Source organism: Pseudomonas sp. AA-38 (assembly GCF_029457475.1).
In the GTDB taxonomy this organism is placed as follows: Bacteria; Pseudomonadota; Gammaproteobacteria; order Pseudomonadales; family Pseudomonadaceae; genus Aquipseudomonas.
Window position 1 is genome coordinate 96317 of record NZ_CP120359.1, and the last position, 16714, is coordinate 113030.

10 protein-coding genes and 2 pseudogenes are annotated in these 16714 nt (G+C 58.8%); 1 reads left to right on the top strand and 11 read right to left on the bottom strand.

The genetic code is table 11. The features are described 5' to 3' along the window. Positions 1-202: 202 nt before the first annotated feature. A pseudogene (locus PVE35_RS00455) lies at positions 203-370 on the top strand (transposase); the annotation flags it as partial. Between the two features lie 135 nt (positions 371-505). Here PVE35_RS00455 and PVE35_RS00460 read toward each other — a convergent pair. From PVE35_RS00460 to icmH, 11 genes and pseudogenes are all read right to left on the bottom strand, one after another. Continuing rightward, complete coding sequence (locus PVE35_RS00460; protein ID WP_277373427.1) at positions 506-1282, bottom strand: hypothetical protein; 777 nt, start codon at positions 1280-1282, stop codon at positions 506-508. A gap of 153 nt (positions 1283-1435) precedes the next feature. Continuing rightward, positions 1436-2299: a hypothetical protein gene (locus tag PVE35_RS00465; RefSeq protein ID WP_277373428.1), complete on the bottom strand. Its 864-nt coding sequence runs from the start codon at positions 2297-2299 to the stop codon at positions 1436-1438. 39 nt (positions 2300-2338) lie between these two features. After that, positions 2339-3727: an IS4 family transposase gene (locus PVE35_RS00470; protein WP_277373429.1), complete on the bottom strand. Its 1389-nt coding sequence runs from the start codon at positions 3725-3727 to the stop codon at positions 2339-2341. Between the two features lie 308 nt (positions 3728-4035). Beyond that, positions 4036-4308 carry a contractile injection system protein, VgrG/Pvc8 family gene (locus PVE35_RS00475; protein ID WP_277373430.1) on the bottom strand — a complete coding sequence of 91 codons (273 nt, stop codon included), beginning with the start codon at positions 4306-4308 and terminating at the stop codon, positions 4036-4038. Between the two features lie 151 nt (positions 4309-4459). Further along, entirely contained in the window at positions 4460-5239 is a 780-nt protein-coding gene (locus PVE35_RS00480; protein ID WP_277373431.1) for a hypothetical protein, read from the bottom strand. Further along, positions 5236-8421 carry a glycoside hydrolase family 19 protein gene (locus tag PVE35_RS00485; protein WP_277373432.1) on the bottom strand — a complete coding sequence of 1062 codons (3186 nt, stop codon included), beginning with the start codon at positions 8419-8421 and terminating at the stop codon, positions 5236-5238. Before PVE35_RS00485 ends, PVE35_RS00480 begins: the two co-directional genes overlap by 4 nt. Positions 8422-8471: 50 nt before the next feature. Then, a pseudogene (gene tssI / locus PVE35_RS00490) lies at positions 8472-10555 on the bottom strand (type VI secretion system tip protein TssI/VgrG). Between the two features lie 39 nt (positions 10556-10594). Further along, entirely contained in the window at positions 10595-11569 is a 975-nt protein-coding gene (locus PVE35_RS00495) for a serine/threonine-protein kinase (RefSeq protein WP_277373433.1), read from the bottom strand. Further along, entirely contained in the window at positions 11566-12297 is a 732-nt protein-coding gene (locus PVE35_RS00500) for a PP2C family serine/threonine-protein phosphatase (protein WP_268180285.1), read from the bottom strand. Before PVE35_RS00500 ends, PVE35_RS00495 begins: the two co-directional genes overlap by 4 nt. Then, entirely contained in the window at positions 12297-15836 is a 3540-nt protein-coding gene (tssM, locus tag PVE35_RS00505) for a type VI secretion system membrane subunit TssM (protein WP_277373434.1), read from the bottom strand. Before tssM ends, PVE35_RS00500 begins: the two co-directional genes overlap by 1 nt. Further along, a complete protein-coding gene (gene icmH, locus PVE35_RS00510; RefSeq protein ID WP_268180289.1) occupies positions 15833-16714 on the bottom strand; it encodes a type IVB secretion system protein IcmH/DotU in 882 nt (293 codons plus the stop codon). The genes tssM and icmH overlap by 4 nt, the downstream gene beginning before the upstream one ends.

Genomic DNA, 16714 nt, shown 5'->3' on the forward strand with positions numbered 1-16714 from the left:
GGATAAACGCTCCACGACGACCTCTCTGCTTCGAAAAAGAGGTCGATGGTAGTGAAGAAATCCTGCGTAGCTGCCTGCCCGGTTGAGTGGCCGGATGGCCGTGGAATCAGTGGCCGGATGCGCGTGGAATGGGTGGCCGGATCAGCGTGGAATCGGTGGTCAGATGTTCATGGAATGGGTGGCCAGATGACCGTGGAATCCGCAGGTTGAGCACCCGTTCCGGGTGATCAAACGCCAGTTTGGTTACACCAAGGTGCGGTTTCGTGGCTTGGCGAAGAACACCGTCCAGATGGTGACGTTATTCGCTCTGTCGAACCTGTGGATGGCACGCCGATATTTGTTGGTGGGTGCAGGAGAGGTGCGTCTGTAATGTGGAAAATGGCCTCCGCAGGTTGATTGCGGAGGTCAGAAACGGAGAAACAAGCGGGTTATCTGAGCATTTTCGATCAGATGGACTCTTTCAAAATCGGCAGTGGCCGAAGTCGGCCAGAAATAGCGGCCTATTTCAGACCTTCCCTAGCTGATTCCATTTGCTCTCTTTCCAGAACCACTCGCTTTCATGCTGGCTGATCAGCAGGGAAAGTTGCTGTGCCAACCAGGGCTTGCCGAGGGCAGCCTGAAATTCCGCCGGGGTGAGTTTCTTGTCGCGCACGCCCTTTTCGTCCGGCTGGTCGATGATCTCGTACAGCTTGCTGAGAACGGGGCCGCGCTCGGCTTCTTCGATCATTGCCGCGTAGCTTGCGGTTTCCTCTTCTGTAGCACGCCCGGTGGCGTCGAGGGTTCTTGCCAGGTGGGCGTCCAGTGGAAGTTTGTCTTGCAGGGTGCTGAAGCCCGGCCATTCCCAGGGCGAGTGACGTGTGACGATCAGGTCTTTTTCTGGTGCCCAACCGGAGATGTTGTTGCCTTCCATGTCACCAACTGTGACGTACCACCAGCGCACCTGCTCGGCGTCTATGGCTTTGCGTTCATCGGGCAAGGCGTCCCAGGAACTGGATGGCAGTATGCGTACGTAACCGCTGGCTTTACCTTCCAGGCCACTGTGCAGGGGGAACTCCGTCCAGGCATCGAGCGAGCCGGCCGTGCTGCTGCGCCGGCCCTGAGCGTTCAGTGCCGATCGCTTGACCCAGAAGGGCTTGCCTACTACAGCGCCGACTTTGCGCCATGGATGGGTCGTGGGGATGTTGCCTCCTTCGTAATCATGAGGGTCGCCCCCTTCGACCGAGTTGAAATACACCTTGAGAAAGTCGACCTGATTCGGCATATCCGCAGCATCGACGCCCATTCGAGATGCCAGGATGGTCTTCTGGGCAGCGCTTTGCACCTACTCGGAAGTGTAAAGGTCGGCCAGATGGTTCTCAGGTTTGTCAATGGGTAAGCTGGCATAGCCGCAAAATAAAAATACCCCGCCCAAGATCGGCAAGATGATTTTTCAGATTTATTTTTTATCGGACTCGCTTTTGAAGTTCAAATAATTTTCTTCAAAGTATTTCTTATCTATTGAGCGTCTCGACTCACCCTGCACAATTTTGTCTTTTGTTGTTTCAGTTCCATTCTTTAATTTGAAGTCGTAATTGGCAAAGCGAATCTCTGTCGGCAATATCTTGACTGCATGGTAAATGCAGCACCCATCTTTCGATACCGAGACAATGACTTTCTCGCCATGAAATACTTGGGGGTTTACTAAGCGACTTATTTCACTTGAAGATGGCTTGAATTTTTTACTTTCTGAATCATAGTCAAAATAAATGAATGAGCTATTCCCACCCGCCTCAAGTTCAAGAACCCTCATATCAGGATAACCGTCAAATGTAAAGTCCTCAAAGATCACTAGCGTTCGCTCCTCGATTACCGGTATATTTATTTTCTGACTAACACCATTAATAAAAGTGACAAGCAGTGCTCTACTGTTATCACCATACAGAACTTCGATCTTATTAATTATAGTTGAATATGACTTGCTCAAGGCCTTGTAGGCAATCGTGTGAGCTTTGCCATTGAGAGTCCATTCTCCCTCAATTACGCCATCTTTTAACTCTGCCTCTATATGTGCATCACCTTTATCGGTTACCTCTATCAGCATCAGATTTGAACCTAAAACATGGCCGCTCAGAGGAATTGGCACTTTGTATTTTTTGTAAAAGTAACTTCCAATTACTCTCTCATTCATAGTGCTTAATGTCATAAAAACATCTTGCTTGCCGATATTCCCGCTATAAGCAATTGTTTCACTTATTTCTGGGTAATCTGCCAGACAGCTTAGTGGTAGGATAAACGCTAACAAGAGAATAGTTGTCTTCATGGACTTACTCCGGGAAAAGGGGGCAGATTCGAATGGCACTTACTTAGCCCTCTTGTGATGACCGCTTCTCTTGATTTCCGCGCGGGCAGACTGTCGTGTTCGAGTCAGTAATGGATAGGGTTTCGGCCTTCGTTTGAGAGCCCGAGGTTCTGCCCGTCCAGCACGGTTTCCAACGCGTTGTTGAGCGATCAGGAGCAACAGGCCAGCCAGGTGTTCACCCCGTTCCAGGTCATCAGCAAATTGTCTCCAGGCCAGCCATAACTGGAGGCTGTGCTTGAAGCTCAGCTCACGTGGCAAGCAATCAACCAGTGATGCCGATTGCGCCATGATCAACCGGATCAGGTTGTGCGCCAGCAGGTAAACCCAGAGTTCCTTGATGGCCATCGAGGGTGTTTTGCAACTCAGCATCTCAAGCCCCATCGTGGTCTTGAGGTTGCGCAGATCCAGCTCGACATGCCAACGGTTTTTGAACAGGCTTTTCAGCTCTGCCTTGGACGTGTGGTTGGCGCAGCACAAGGTCGTTACCAGTATCTTGCCCCCGACTTTCAATTCTCGAATCTCCAGTCTCTCGGGAACTTGTTCATAGTGCTCCAAGCTCATCCATGCCGGGCGCTTCTGGGGTTTGTCCAGGCCAATCAGGTGATCGCGCGTACCCAAGCGTCTACCGCGCCGAAAGTCGGTACTGCGTCGACGCGCGCCATACTGCTCGAACACGCCATCAATGCCTCTACGCTGCAATTCGCATAGCAGAAAGTAGGTCGCGTAGTAGGCATCCCCCACCAGAACATCGCCGGTGTTCAACGTATCGAGCATTGACCGCAGCAATGTTTGCTCATCGCCACCCTTACCCCGAAAACGCCCCAGTGCCGCATTCAGCACCGCACCACTGGACAGGCAGACAATTCCAACCAGCCGGCAGATCGGAAAACCTAGGCCAGGTTTTTGCCCACGCGATTGCGGATAAGCCGCCTGATTGGCTGCCGTATCCGGCATCGACACCGTCGTTCCATCCACGAGTCGCACCGGTCTCCCCATCCATTGCCAGGTCTTGGCTGAGTAAGCACTGACCATGTTGCCGGTACTTCGTACCAAGGTGGAAACCATCTCTACAGGTAACCGCTGGCGGGCTCGACAGTAACCACCAGTATGTGTGCTGCAAGGCTTCAAGCCGCCGAGCAATTGCTTGACGGCCATGTCATTAACAGCCTTCTGACAGGAGCGATCGGCATTTAACGCCTGAGCCATGAACATGGAAAGCGTCTCCGTAGGCGGGAACAGACGCTCCCGATGATCCGGCAGCAATGACTCGACGCAGTCGAACAATTCGGGGCTGGTCAGCAGGTTGAAGAAGGCGTAGGCATCAGTATTTGAAGCTTCTCGGCGGACACGCTGCTGTTGATGAATGACGGCTTGGCGCCTAGGATTCACGTGGGCTGCTCCTTGGACTCGGTGTGTGTTCGCAACTATCACCGTAGACCAAGAGCAGCCTTTCTTTTTCCAATCAATTACTTAGCGCTAAGTAAGTGCCATTCAAGCCTGAAATATATTTCTTGATAATATCTTGAACTTCATTATTCATGCGCCCGGCGATATACAAAATCTTGCGGCATAGGGTGGCTCATACTGTATGCGTGTGTAACACATAACCTGTCCATTAGAATCACTTGTGCATTAGCAAAATGCCATAAACCTTGCTTGGTCTTCCCATATTGAAGAATAGCTTGTCGAGGGGGAGCTCATGCTAACGGAGGCCGCCCTGGACGATGCCGTGTTCTTCCACCGCCTGGGGCAACGGTCTGCGGCACGATGGCCAGGCGGTAGAGGGTCATGCGCTTGCCGGACTCGCCCTGCTCGGCGCGGTGAACGATGCCGTGGATGCCGTCACCGTTGGGGCTGAAGGCGAGGAAGGCGCGCTGGTGCAGCAGGCTGGCCAGATCGAGATCCGCGCATTCGCTGATCAATTCCACATCGAAACGGTAAGGCTGACTGATGGCCTCACTTGGCGTCATCTGACGCCAAGTGCGTTCGATCTGTTTTTAAAGAACGGATTCGAAGAATGTTGAGAAATTGGAATTTGCATCCATAGGAAGCGTAATGGACAGCTAAATGGCTATCAGATTTATCAATGGACGAGTTGATACAACCACAAAATACCGCCCATCATTTTCTGAGGAAATCTTTTATGGCCTGACAATCAATCCATCCATTAATCATCCCGTGCTTGGGATTGTCGTATCCCACATAACACCATCCGGCTGTTTGACGACTTAACTCAACATGATCGCCTTTAATCAAGTATTTTTTTGTTCTCAAGCTTTCTAGGGGTTCGTCATGCAGATAAACTTTTTGGCTAATTTCTTTTTTGAGAATTTTTCCAGACGCAAGATCAACATAGTCCGCTTTTGAAATTGTACTCTCTATATCTGATGTGGTTTTATAAGGGTAGCGATACACAATATTATCTGCGCGCCCTTCAAAGATATCCCCTCCCGCACCGAAGAAACTAGTTAAGTTTTCTTCAATCTCAAAAACTCCGTTGCGTACGCGATATACTCGAACACTATAGTAGTCACTTGAATAGTTCACCCCCGTGGCAGAGTTGCTTACTTCTGTAGCATGAATGATAAATAGCAGCCCAGTATTTTTAGCTGGTGCGTCAGTAAGTAAGACTCCGGCGACTCGACCGGGCGAAGCTAGATACTGCAATCGCTCGAACTCTTTATAGGCTTGCGTGTCGCAATTAAAGGCTGCAAGGGATATCTGATAATTGTCGTCAGATATTATCTCGCCTGGAGCACGCACCTTTCCAAAAACAACATAGATAGAGTCTGATATCTTGACTGCTTCATGTATATTTTTTTCGTTGATGAAATTACATTCAGCTTTACAGGCTGCAGTAAAAAAGAGCATCAGTAAAAATAATATTTGGCTAATTCTCATGAGCAGCCCTCCCCATATGCCCTGGAAAATTCTTGAGAGATTTCAATCATAAAGCGCTTCCGCTCATCAAGCCCCTTAAGCCCAGTATTTATTATCTTGGTTACTCTTTCCACTGCAACATCCGTGGTGATGCTTCTGTCTTCCGCTATTCGCTTTAAATTATTATCCTTCCAGAACCAAAGTCCCGTCTCCACTATAACCCTTGAATCGCTTTCTACTAACTCTGGATTTTTATGAATCTCTACGCCTATAGCGGCGGCACAGCGCTTATATGCACCATAGTGTGTTAGGTGCAAAAGCCCGCGACCTCGATAGTCTTTACCAGGCTGCTCCTCTGAGCCAAATGCATGCTCCCCATATGCCGCATCGTTATTTATGAGATTGTCTTGTATCCATTGAATTTTTTCTTCTCTGCTTGAAAATGTTATTCCCTTTCTATCAAACCCATTGTTTATTGCTGTAGGGGCCATGGCGTATAACCCCTCGCCTGTATAACTAACATAGTTTAGTGGCTCTCTGAATTTGGTAAAGCCTTCGGTTTCGTGCTTGGCTTGAGCGAGAAGGTGCTTTACTTGTGAGCAGGTATTTGCCTCATACTTTGCAATATAAGAATTCAGCTGTTCGACAATCTCTTTTATTCTTTCATCTTGCGCGGCACTATAAGCTATACCTCTCAAGAACTCATAGGAAATAGCGATGTTCTTTTTGCACCTGCTGCATATAACTGCACCTGATTTGGAGAATGCTTCCGGTAGTGATATGGGCTGAAAATGCCAAGCCACCCCATCCGCCGCTATCCCTGGCTGCCCTGCCAATTCCTTCCACCAGCTAAGCGTTTTAATCCGCTCTTTCTCTTTTACCCACTGAGGATTCGGATCTTCCGGTGTGTGCTCCATCAGCTTGTCTAGCTGGTTCCATTTGCTTTCGTTCCAGAACCACTCGCTTTCATGCTGGCTGATCAGCAAGGATAGTTGTTGTGCCAGCCAGGGTTTGGCGAGTGCAGCCTGAAATTCCGCCGGGGTGAGTTTCTTGTCGCGTACGCCCTTTTCGTCCGGCTGGTCGATGATCTCGTACAGCTTGCTGAGAACGGGGCCGCGTTCGGCTTCTTCGATCATTGCCGCGTAGCTTGCGGTTTCCTCTTCTGTAGCACGCCCGGTGGCGTCGAGGGTTCGTGCCAGGTGGGCGTCCAGAGATACTTTGTCTTGGAGGGTGCTGAAGCCAGGCCATTCCCAGGGCGAGTGACGTGTGACGATAAGGTCTTTTTCTGCTGCCCAACCGGAGATGTCGTTGCCTTCCATGTCACCGACTGTGACGTACCACCAGCGCACCTTCTCAGCGTCGATGGCTTTACGCTCATCGGGCAAAGCGTCCCAGGAGCTGGCGGGCAGTATGCGTACGTAACCGCTGGCTTTACCTTCCAGGCCACTGTGCAGGGGGAACTCCGTCCAGGCATCGAGCGAGCCGGCCGTGCTGCTGCGCCGGCCCTGAGCGTTCAGTGCCGATCGCTTGACCCAGAAGGGCTTGCCTATTACAGCGCCGACTTTGCGCCATGGATGGGTCTTGGGGATATTGCCTCCTTCGTAATCATGAGGGTCGCCCCCCTCGACCGAGTTGGAATACACCTTGAGAAAGTCGACCTGATTCGGCATATCCGCAGCATCGACGCCCATTCGGGTTGCCAGGGTTGTCTTCTGCGTAGCACTTAGCGGATAGGTAAGCGTTGTCGAGCTGTAACTGCCTAGCTCGCTGTTCTTGTCGGCGTTGCAGATGACGTACTTCTGCACCTTGGCCCAGCAGCCGGCCTTGGGTGAGTCGCTGCAGAGACGCACATCCACGTTCGCTTCGACTTGGGCATCGGCGGCGGCGGGCTGGGCGATCTTCGAGCCCTTTTCCACCTTGATCAGGGTCTTCTGTTCATCCGGCAGTTTTTCCCCGATAGCACGGCTTTTCTCGATAAAGGCCGGGACGTCCTCACTGGTGAACACTTCCAGGTGCAGGCGTTTCTTGGCCGTGCCTTCGTCTTGGTTCTGGTACTTACCGATATGCCCTACCAGTTCACCGGCCTTGATCGAATAAGGCTCAGGCAAGATATAAACGCTATCCAGCGCACCGGGCTTGGTTTTCTGTGTTTCGAGTGCGTCGAAGAAAACGTAACCCAGCGGTTTATCATCCGGCCCGTTGGGCAGTGCGGGTACGCCGCGATAGTCCATGACCTCCAGCACCTTGCAATAGCCCTTTTTCCCCTTCGCCACCTTGAGTGTGGCACCACGCGGCAATACGCCGATGATGGTGCCGGTTCGTGTACCCTCCTTGCGTACATTCAAGCCCTGATGGCTGAGGGTAAGTGTGGGCTCGGTATCCGTGGCCTTATCCGCTACGGTGTTGTCGGTCAATTCATCCTCATACACCCAGCCTTCAGTACCTGCCGGTAGGGCGGGTATGGCCACGCCTTCATCGATGCTGAGTAGCTTTTTATATTTCGTCTTGATGCTGTGCGCTTCACCGAGCGTGACCTTACAGCCCTTGGGGAGCAAGGCGAGTACCTTGCTTGTTCCGTCGTCATTGAATGCGCGGACTCGCAAGCCCACGAGTGGATCATCGGTGGTGGACTTGACCACATAGCAGGTCGGCGCGAGGAACTCCGCGGGCTCAGGGGCAGTGGCTGATTTATAGCTGTCCCAGTCGAGCAGGTGCATATACAGGCTGTAAAAAGTCAGCCCTTCACTGGCTGGTGCGCTTTCGGTGTCCGTAGCGGCTGGCGTGGCTGTATCTGTAGGCGTTGTGGCTGCTGTGGTGTCGCCTGTCTCACCGGCAGGAGTGGTGGGTGCAGGTAAAGACGGCAGTTCCAATCGATGCCTGACCAATACGAACCCTGTTGAGAACGGCAGATGCACGACCGTGGGGCCGTCACCGTATTGGGTGGTGGGACAGCGCTGGTCGATCCGGTAAGCAATCACCTCGCCATCCGCGATGCAACGAATCGAGGACTGGTCAAGGCTCCCAGCGGTGTTGTCATCGAAATGCACGCCACCGTGCCAGAGGCCATTGGCGCCCATGGGGTAGAAGCCATCTTTGGCTTTGGCCAAGGCATCGAGATAGATCTGCGGGTCGCTGACTTCTTTACTGTCTTCCCCGGCGGTCTTGAACGGATAGGCCCAGTTGATCGGTTTGTTATCTGCCATGGTGATAGTCCTTGTTCACGGGCGTGAATAGAGCCCGCGCTTGATCCCTGTTAACCGGAGAAATTCAGCGTGCGTTTGGGTTTTGCCTTGGGCATCAGCTCATTGGCCAACGCCTGCTCCAACAAACTCCCCGCCTTGTCACTATCCGCCGCGTCTGGCAGCACGGGCGGTTTGATCTTGAGCCCTGAGCCCTTGCCCGGTGAGCCGCCGGCATTGAGTCTTGCCAGCGGGCCGCTGATGGTGATGCCGCCAGGGTCGAGCTTGATAAAGCTGCCGCCGGCCTTGATGGTCAGTTCGATGCCGGCTTCGATGACCATTTTCTGCCCGGCCTTCAGATGAATCTCGCGGCCTGCCTTGGTCAGTTGCGCGGTGCCCAGTTTGATGTGCTGGTCGGTGCCTACCGTCAAGTGATCCTGCGGTTTGACTTCCACCTTGCGCTCGGCGGTGACGGTGAGGTGTTCCTCGGCCAGCAGCTCGGTGTAGCTGTTCTTCTCCACGGTGTCGTGGCGCTCGTTGCCGACGCGGATCTTCTGGTCGTGCTCGATGTTTTCGTCCCAGTCGCGCTGGGCGTGCAGGTAGATCTGCTCGGCGCCCTTGCGGTCTTCGATGCGCAGTTCGTTATAGCCGCCACCACCCGGGCTGCTGAGGGTCTTGAACACGCTGCGGGTCTTGTTCGCCGGCAGGTCGTAGGGCACGACGTGTTCGGCGTGGTACAGGCAGCCGGTGACCAGCGGTTGGTCGGGGTCGCCTTCGAGGAAGGTGACCAGTACCTCCATGCCGATACGGGGGATGGTGATGGCGCCGTAGCGATCACCCGCCCAGCTCGAACTGACGCGCAGCCAGCAGCTTGTCTTGTCGTCGGCCTGGCCTTCGCGATCCCAGAAGAACTGCACCTTCACCCGGCCATACTGGTCGCAGTGGATTTCTTCGCCGACAGGGCCGGTGACCACGGCGGTCTGGCTGCCCAGTACCTTGGGTTTGGGGTGTTTCAGCGGTGGGCGGAAGGGCACGTCCCAGGGGGTGGCGAGGAAGCGGTTGCGGTAGCCCTGGGTAAAGTCGGTGTCGCCTGATACACCCTCTCCCCGGCCCCTCTCCCATGAATGGGAGAGGGGAGATCGAGTATCGACTCTTCCAAGACTTGCGGTTGCTTGCCTTGGTGCTGCACTTCGGTGAGCAGCCACAGGGCGTTCCATTCGCGCTGCGGGTGTTCGGAGATCTCCAGCAGGTGGCCGCTGACCAGGCGCGGTTGGTCGCTCTTGCCTTGCAGTTGCTGGTAGTCGCTGCGGTGGCGTTCCAGGGCACGTTTGGCCAGGTGCTTGCCGCGCGTGCGGTCGGTGTAGCGGCCAGGATAGTCGTAGTCTTCGAGGGCGGGCAGGTGGTCGAGCTCGCCGGCCTTATCGCCCTGGTAGGTGGCTTCCAGCAACAGGCGCGGTTGCTCGAAGTCGTAGTCGCGGCGCGTGGTGCGCCGGGTACGGGTTTCCAGGCGCAGGGCCAGGCGCTTGAGCACCGGGTCATCGGCGGTCATGCCGCTGTCCTGAACGTAGGGCGTGGGCCGGCCAAGCTTGGCGAAGGCGCTCTGGTCGTCGCCGAACACCAGCACATGGCCGCTTTCGCTGTGGCGGAAGTGGTAGTGGATGCCTTCCTCTTCGCACAGGCGCTGGACGAAGTGCAGGTCGCTCTCGTCGTACTGCACGCAGTAGTCGCGTTCGGGGTAGACGGTGGGGCCGAGCTGGAATTCGTAGCCACCCTGGACGATGCCGTGTTCCTCGAGCACCTGGGCGACGATCTGCGGCACGCTCAGATGCTGGAAGATGCGCTGGTTGATGCGGTATTCGAGCAGCTTGAGCTGCGGCACGAGGCTCAGGCGGTAGCGGGTCAGGCGTTTGCCGGACTCGCCCTGCTCGGCGCGGTGGATGATGCCGTGGATGCCATCGCCATTGGGGCTGAAGGCGAGAAAGGCACGCTGTTGCAGCAGGGCCTTGAGGTCGAGGTCGGGGCGCTCGCTGATCAGTTCCACGTCGAAGCGGTAGAGCTGGCTGACGGCCTCTCGCCCGTTGAATTCGAGCACCTGCAGGTCGTGCTCGACACCCTCGATGTTCAGGCTGAAATGGGTTTCGTTGGCCGGGTTGAACATGTGCGTATCCTTTCGAGTGAGTCCGTTTTCAACTGCCTGCTACGCTTTTTTGCCCAGCCAGCGTTGCAGACGCGAAGCTGGTGGCCGGCGAAAGGCCTCGAGCAGCGCGTTGCAATCGATTTGCCGCTGGCTTTCCTCGAAGGCCAGCGCGGTGCGCAGGGCCTGCCAGCAGTGCTGGGGCACCTGCGCCGGGCGTTGCAGATGCTTGTCCAGTTCCATGCTCCTGGCTTGCTTGGCACTCAGGCGGCGGAACGGGTGTTGCCCGCTGGCCAGTTCCACCAGCACGCAGGCCACTGCATAGACATCGGCGGCGGCCGACAGCGCGGCGCCTTCGAGCAATTCCAGTGCGGCGTAGCGGGGCGTCCAGGCGGCGATGCGATTGCGGCACAGACGTGGCAGGCCGGGCAGCAGGCCTTCCACCGGCTGGCCCAGACCATAATCGAACAGGCGCAGGCCGTCGTCGGCCAGCATCACATTGCTGGGTTTCAGATCACCGTGCAGTACGCCCAGTTCGTGGGAGTAGGCCAGTGCGTCGAGCAGGGGAATGGCGATATCGCGCAGCTCTTCCCAGCTCAGGCCTTCGGGGCGCTCGCAGAGCAGTTGATCCAGGGTCAGGCCACGCATCAGCTCCAGGGTGATGAAGGCGCGTTCGCAGGCCGTGTCCACCTCGAAGCCGAACAGGCGCACCACGTGGCGATGGTTGAGCCGCGAGGTGAGGGCGAACTCGCTGTAGAGCAGGGCGTTGGCGTCCGGGTACTCGGCGAAGTCGTCGCTGAGGGTCTTCAGCGCCACGTAGGGTTCGGGGTCGCCGAACTGTTCGCGCAGCAGGTCGCGGGCACGGTACACCGCGCCCATGCCGCCGACGCCGAGCAGGCGCTCGATCTTGTAGCGCCCGCCGAGCACGTCCGGCAGCTCGCCCGGCGCCTGGCGCGGGGTTGCGCGCTCGGCGGGCTTGGCAGCGGTGGCGGCCAGGGCGAAGTAGGTGAGGTTGCTGGCTTCGGCGGATTCGGTCATCGGCGGATCACCACGGCGCTGATGTTGTCACGGGCCGGGCCGTCGAGCGCGTGCTGGAACAGGCGCTCCACGGCCAGGTGCGGCGAAGGCAGGTTGAGGCAGGCGCCCAGCGTGTCGGCGGAAACGCCCTGGTAGAGCCCGTCGCTGCACAGCAAAAAGACATCGCCGGGCAGCACGTCGAGTTCGAGGATGTCCAGTTGCAGGGTTTCGCTGGCGCCAATGGCGCGGGTCAGGGCATGGGCCGCCGGGTGGCGCGCGGCCTCCTGCGGCGCCAGGCCCTGTTCGTCGATCAGTTGCTGCACCAGGGAATGGTCGCGGCTCAGTTGGTACAGCCGCGCGCCACGCCAGAGGTAGCAGCGGCTGTCGCCGGCCCAGACACAGGCGGCACGGTCGTCTTCCAGCAGCAGGGCGACCACGGTGGTGCCGATCACCGTGTCGGTGCGTTCGGCGGTTACCGTCAGTTCCTGGCCGAGGCGATGGTTGAGGCGATGCAGGCACTGGCGCAGGTTCACCAGGCGTTCTGCCAGGCCACCATCGCGTGGCAACTCGGCCAAATGCTCGACCACCAGGCGGCTGGCCAGGGCACCGTTCTGGTGCCCGCCCATGCCATCGGCCACCACCCACAGGCCCTGCTCGGGCAGGGCCAGGAAGGCGTCCTCGTTGCGCGCGCGCACCTTGCCGGTGTCGGTGCGCGCGGCGCTGCGCCAGGCGTTGGCAACAGCGCTCATCAGAGCGTCGCCGGCAACTTGAAGCTGCGCAGCAGGCCGATGTCGAATGGATTCGGCGAGCGCTGGCTGTGCAGCAGGTAGTTGGCATGCAAGCCCCCAAGGTTGGCCTTGAGGATCAGCACGTCACGGCCGCTGTGGTAGTCCACGTCCATCAGGTCGAGCAGGCGGAACAGCGACCAGGGGCCGGTGTTCTTCTCGATGCCGACGCGGCGCCCACCCAGTTCCTCGACCACCAGGCTGGTGCGATCCTCGCCGCTCGTCGCCGGCCAACGGAAGGCGGTGGCGACGATCGGGCCGTGGCGGTATTCCAGCCCCTGATTGCCGAAGCGGAAGTCGGCGCGGCTCAGGCTGGAGTCCAGCGAGTAAGGCTCGAGCTTGAACAGCACCTGCGGCTCGGCCGGGTTCTCGGCGAAGAAGCTGCGGCGGATCACCTGGGCGCGGCTCATCTGCAGGAGGAACTCGCGCGACAGCGGCAGACCACGGCCATCGACGCGACGCAGGCGGTATTCGTCGGCACTGCCGCTAACGAAGGCGCGCAGGTACTGGTCGAAGAAGCGCTCGGCGATGCCCTGGGCCTTGAAGAACTCGCGGAAGTCGGCCACCGCCACGTCGCTCTCGCTGTGCGCACTGAACGGGTAACGCTGCTTCAGCGAGTTGTCGTAGGCCGCGTACAGCTCGCTCTGGTAGCGCTGGTTGAGGAAGTGGTAGGCGTCGTTGAGCACCAGTGTCCAGCTATCCTCGGCCAGCAGTGCCAGCCAGTTGCCCACCGGCTGCGGCAGGCGTGCGGCGGCGCTGCGCACCTGGTTGATCGCGTCACGCTTGCCAGCCATGCGCGCCTTGGCCATCTCGAACGCGGCCTGGTCGCTGGCACCGGCATTGGCCAGGCTGGCCAGTTGTCGTTGCAGCTCGTCCAGCGCCTGCATGCCGGCCGCCAGGTCGACACCGGCACCGCCGTTGTCGTCGAGCAGCTTGTGCAGGCTCTCGAAGCGGCGCTCCAGGGTCTTGCGCGCGGTGTCCGGGGTGTTCTTGGCCAGGGCTTGCTGAGCCTGTTCGGCGGCGGCGCTGGCCAGCTTGGCAGCCTTGCCCAGCTTGCCCTTGGCGCCTTCCAGGGCATCAGCGGCGGCACCGGCATCATCGGCGGCTTCGGCCAGGCCCTTGAAGCGGGTGTTGTCGCGAATCTCCACCAGCAGTTGCAGCAACGGCGAGTTGGCAGCGGTCAGGCCATTGAGCATGGCGGCACCGCGACCGGCACTGCCGATGGGCTCCAGGCTGAGCTGGGCGATGGCTTCGCCCCAGTAGTTGCCGTAGTCGCGGAAGTACAGTTGCTCCAGCTCCACCATCAGGCGGCTGAGGTCGCCGGCGCTGAGGGTCTCGCCTTCGCCCAGCACCCAGTTGTCGCGCAGGATCTCGCGCACCAGGCTGCCACCCTGAGCGGTGAAGGTCTTGCTGTAGCCGCTCTGGGTGTAGAAGCCGGGGATGGCGTAGTCGCTGCCATTGATCAGCCCGGCTTGCGGGCCGAGCTTCTGGCTCAGGCGGTAGTCCGGCAGGCTGCGCGCCTGCTCGCGGAGCATGCGATAGACCACGTTGGCCAGCGACTCGCTGCGCAGCACCTGGCGTGCCTGGGCCACCAGTTGCGCATTGAGCGCATAGGGCGCGAACGGCTCGCTCAGCAGACGGGCGAAGTGGGTGTTGAGGCCATGCTGCGCCAGGCTGTTGCCGGTGTAACGCACCGACCAGTCGGCGGCCACCCATTCCTTGAGGAAGTCGGGGTCGCGACGTTCTTCCAGATTGAGCATCAGATAGGCGCGCAGGCTGCCGAGCAGGCGCTCGCGATCACCCAGGTTGGCGCGGATCTGCGCCTCCAGTTGCCGCGCCACGCGCGGCAGCAGGAGGTTTTCCAGCTCGGCACGGTAGGTCGAGTACACCGGCGGGTTGACCGCCTCGCCCTGGAACAGGCCGGTGCGTTGCAGGTAGGACACATCGCCCTTGGGCGGGAACACCTGGGTGGCGGCGTAGCTGCTGTCCAGCGCCTTGAGCACTTGCAGGGCATCGTCCTGCGGGTTGATCGACTCATGCTCCTGGGTGAGCGTCTGGGCGATGTCACGCAGCTCTTCCAGGCGCCCGTGGTTGGCTGAGAAGCCGGTGGCCCAGAGCACGCCGAACACGGCCAGGACGACGAAGGCGGTGGCGTACATGGCGCGCTGGCCCCAGTCGATACGGCGTACTTCCTTCTGATCCAGGCCGGCCAGTTCCGACTCGGGGAAGATCACCCGGCTGAGCAGGTGGTTGATGAAGCGCGCACGGCCCGTGCGGAAGGTGGGCAGGGCGCTGTCGGTCAGGCCGATGTTGCGGCCGATGCCGGCGGTCAGCGGGTCGAGCTGTTCGTTCAGTTGCGGCGCGCTGGTCAGGTAGAAGCCGCGCAGCTTGCTGGCGCGCTGGTAGCGGTTGCCGGAGAAGGCCAGCTCGATGAACAGGCACAGGCGCTCACCAATCAGGCCGAGCTGGTGCGGGAAATCGAGAATGCGGCCACGGCGCTGGGTGTCGCGCTCCTGGTGCATGCGCAGGATCACCTGGCTGTTGAGGCGGCGCAGCAGTTCCTCGAACTCCTGGCGCACCACGCCGACGTCGCTGGGGTTCTGCTCCTTGCGGAAGCTGGCGCCGAGCACCTGCTCGCTTTCCTCACGCGAGAGCTGATCGAAGAACTCGTCGAAGCCCAGCACCTTGTCGGCCTTGCTCAGCACCAGGTAGACCGGCACGTCGGCACCGAGGCGTTGATGGATTTCATGCAGGCGTTGGCGGGTCTGGCGTGCCAGGGTTTCCAGCTCCACTTCGCTGCCGCCCTGCAGATACTCGACCGGGATGTTCACCAGTACGCCATTGAGCGGGCGCGCCCGGCGCTGGCGGAGCAGGCCGAGCAGGGTATTCCAGCCGCTGCTGTCGATCTGCGCGTCGGGTTGGGTGAGATAACGCCCGGCGGTGTCGATCAGCACCGCGTGGTCGGCGAAGTACCAGTCGGCGTAACGGGTGCCGGAGACGTCCTTGGTCAGGCGCTGGCTCTCGCCACGGTTGAGCGGGAAGTCCAGGCCGGAGAAGTCCAGTAGGCTGGTCTTGCCGCTGCCTTGCGGGCCGAGCAGCAGGTACCAGGGCAGGTCATTGCGCCATTTCTCGCTACGGCCACGGTACAGGCTGGAGCGTTTGAGGGTGCGCAGGGCGTCCTTGAAGCGGTGGCGCAGCTCGGCCTGCTCCTCGTTGACCTGCTCCTCGCGGCGCAGGCGCTCCTGGGCATCGGCGTCGTTCTCGGCGGCCTTCTTGCGCGCGGTGGCACGCCAACTGGCGAAGACCATGGCCAGGCCCCAGAGCAGGAAGATCAGGCTGATGGTCAGCAGGCGGCTGGTGGCCGACTCCCAGAACTTGTAGTCGTTGACCGCCAGCAGCGGGCCGACGAACCACACCAGCAGGGCGAGCACCAGCACCAGGCACAGGCTCCAGACCCAGGTCTTGCGGAAAAAGGCGCCTAATTTGGCGAAAAAGCTCTTCATTTCACGTCATCCATGCTGACACCCGAGGCCGGGTCGAGTTGCTGATACGGCTTGAGGACGGTGTCGCGCTGCTCGCCCAGTACCCAGGCGAAGCCGGCATACATCATCACCAGGCACATCAGGGTGAACAGGGCCACCAGCCACCAGGGCACGATGCGCACCAGGCGTCGACGGGTGTCCTTGAGGCCCTGCCAGTGCGGCGACACCTCGCGCGGCACGTCGCCACGCAACTGGCGAATCTGCCGGTAGAGGCTGTCGCGCACCGCTTCCAGTTCAAGCATGCCGCGCTGCAACACGCGGTACTTGCCCTCGAAACCGAGTGACAGGCATAGGTACATCAGCTCCAGCATCGGCAGGTGCTTGACCGGGTTGCGCGACAGGCGTTCGAGCAACTGGAAGAACTTCTCGCCGCCGAAGGTTTCGTTGTGGAAGGAGGACAGCAGGCTCATCTGCGACCACTGGCTCTCGTTGCCCCAGGGGGTGGTCACCACCGCCTCGTCGACCACGGTGCACAGCACGTAGCGCGCCGCCATCACCTGGCTGCTCTCGGCGCCATCCTGCAGGGCGCGGTGCTCGAACACCTTGATCTCGCGGGTCAGGCGCTGGTTGAGGGCGTCCAGATCCTCGCTCTCGAAGCTGTGCTTGAGGCGCACCACTTCCGAGAGCAGCGAGGAGGCCGCGGCCACCAACGGGTTGAGGCTGATGTTGAAGCTCTCTGCCGGGCGCAGGCGTGCGGCGAAGATCATGCGCTCTTCGAGCTGCTCGAATTTCGGCGGCGCGCTGAAGTCGGTCAGCGGACTTTCGGCACGGGCTTCGCCCTTGCGGTTGAGGATGACGGTCTTGTCATCCTGGCCGTATTCCATTTCCTTGGTTGTCAT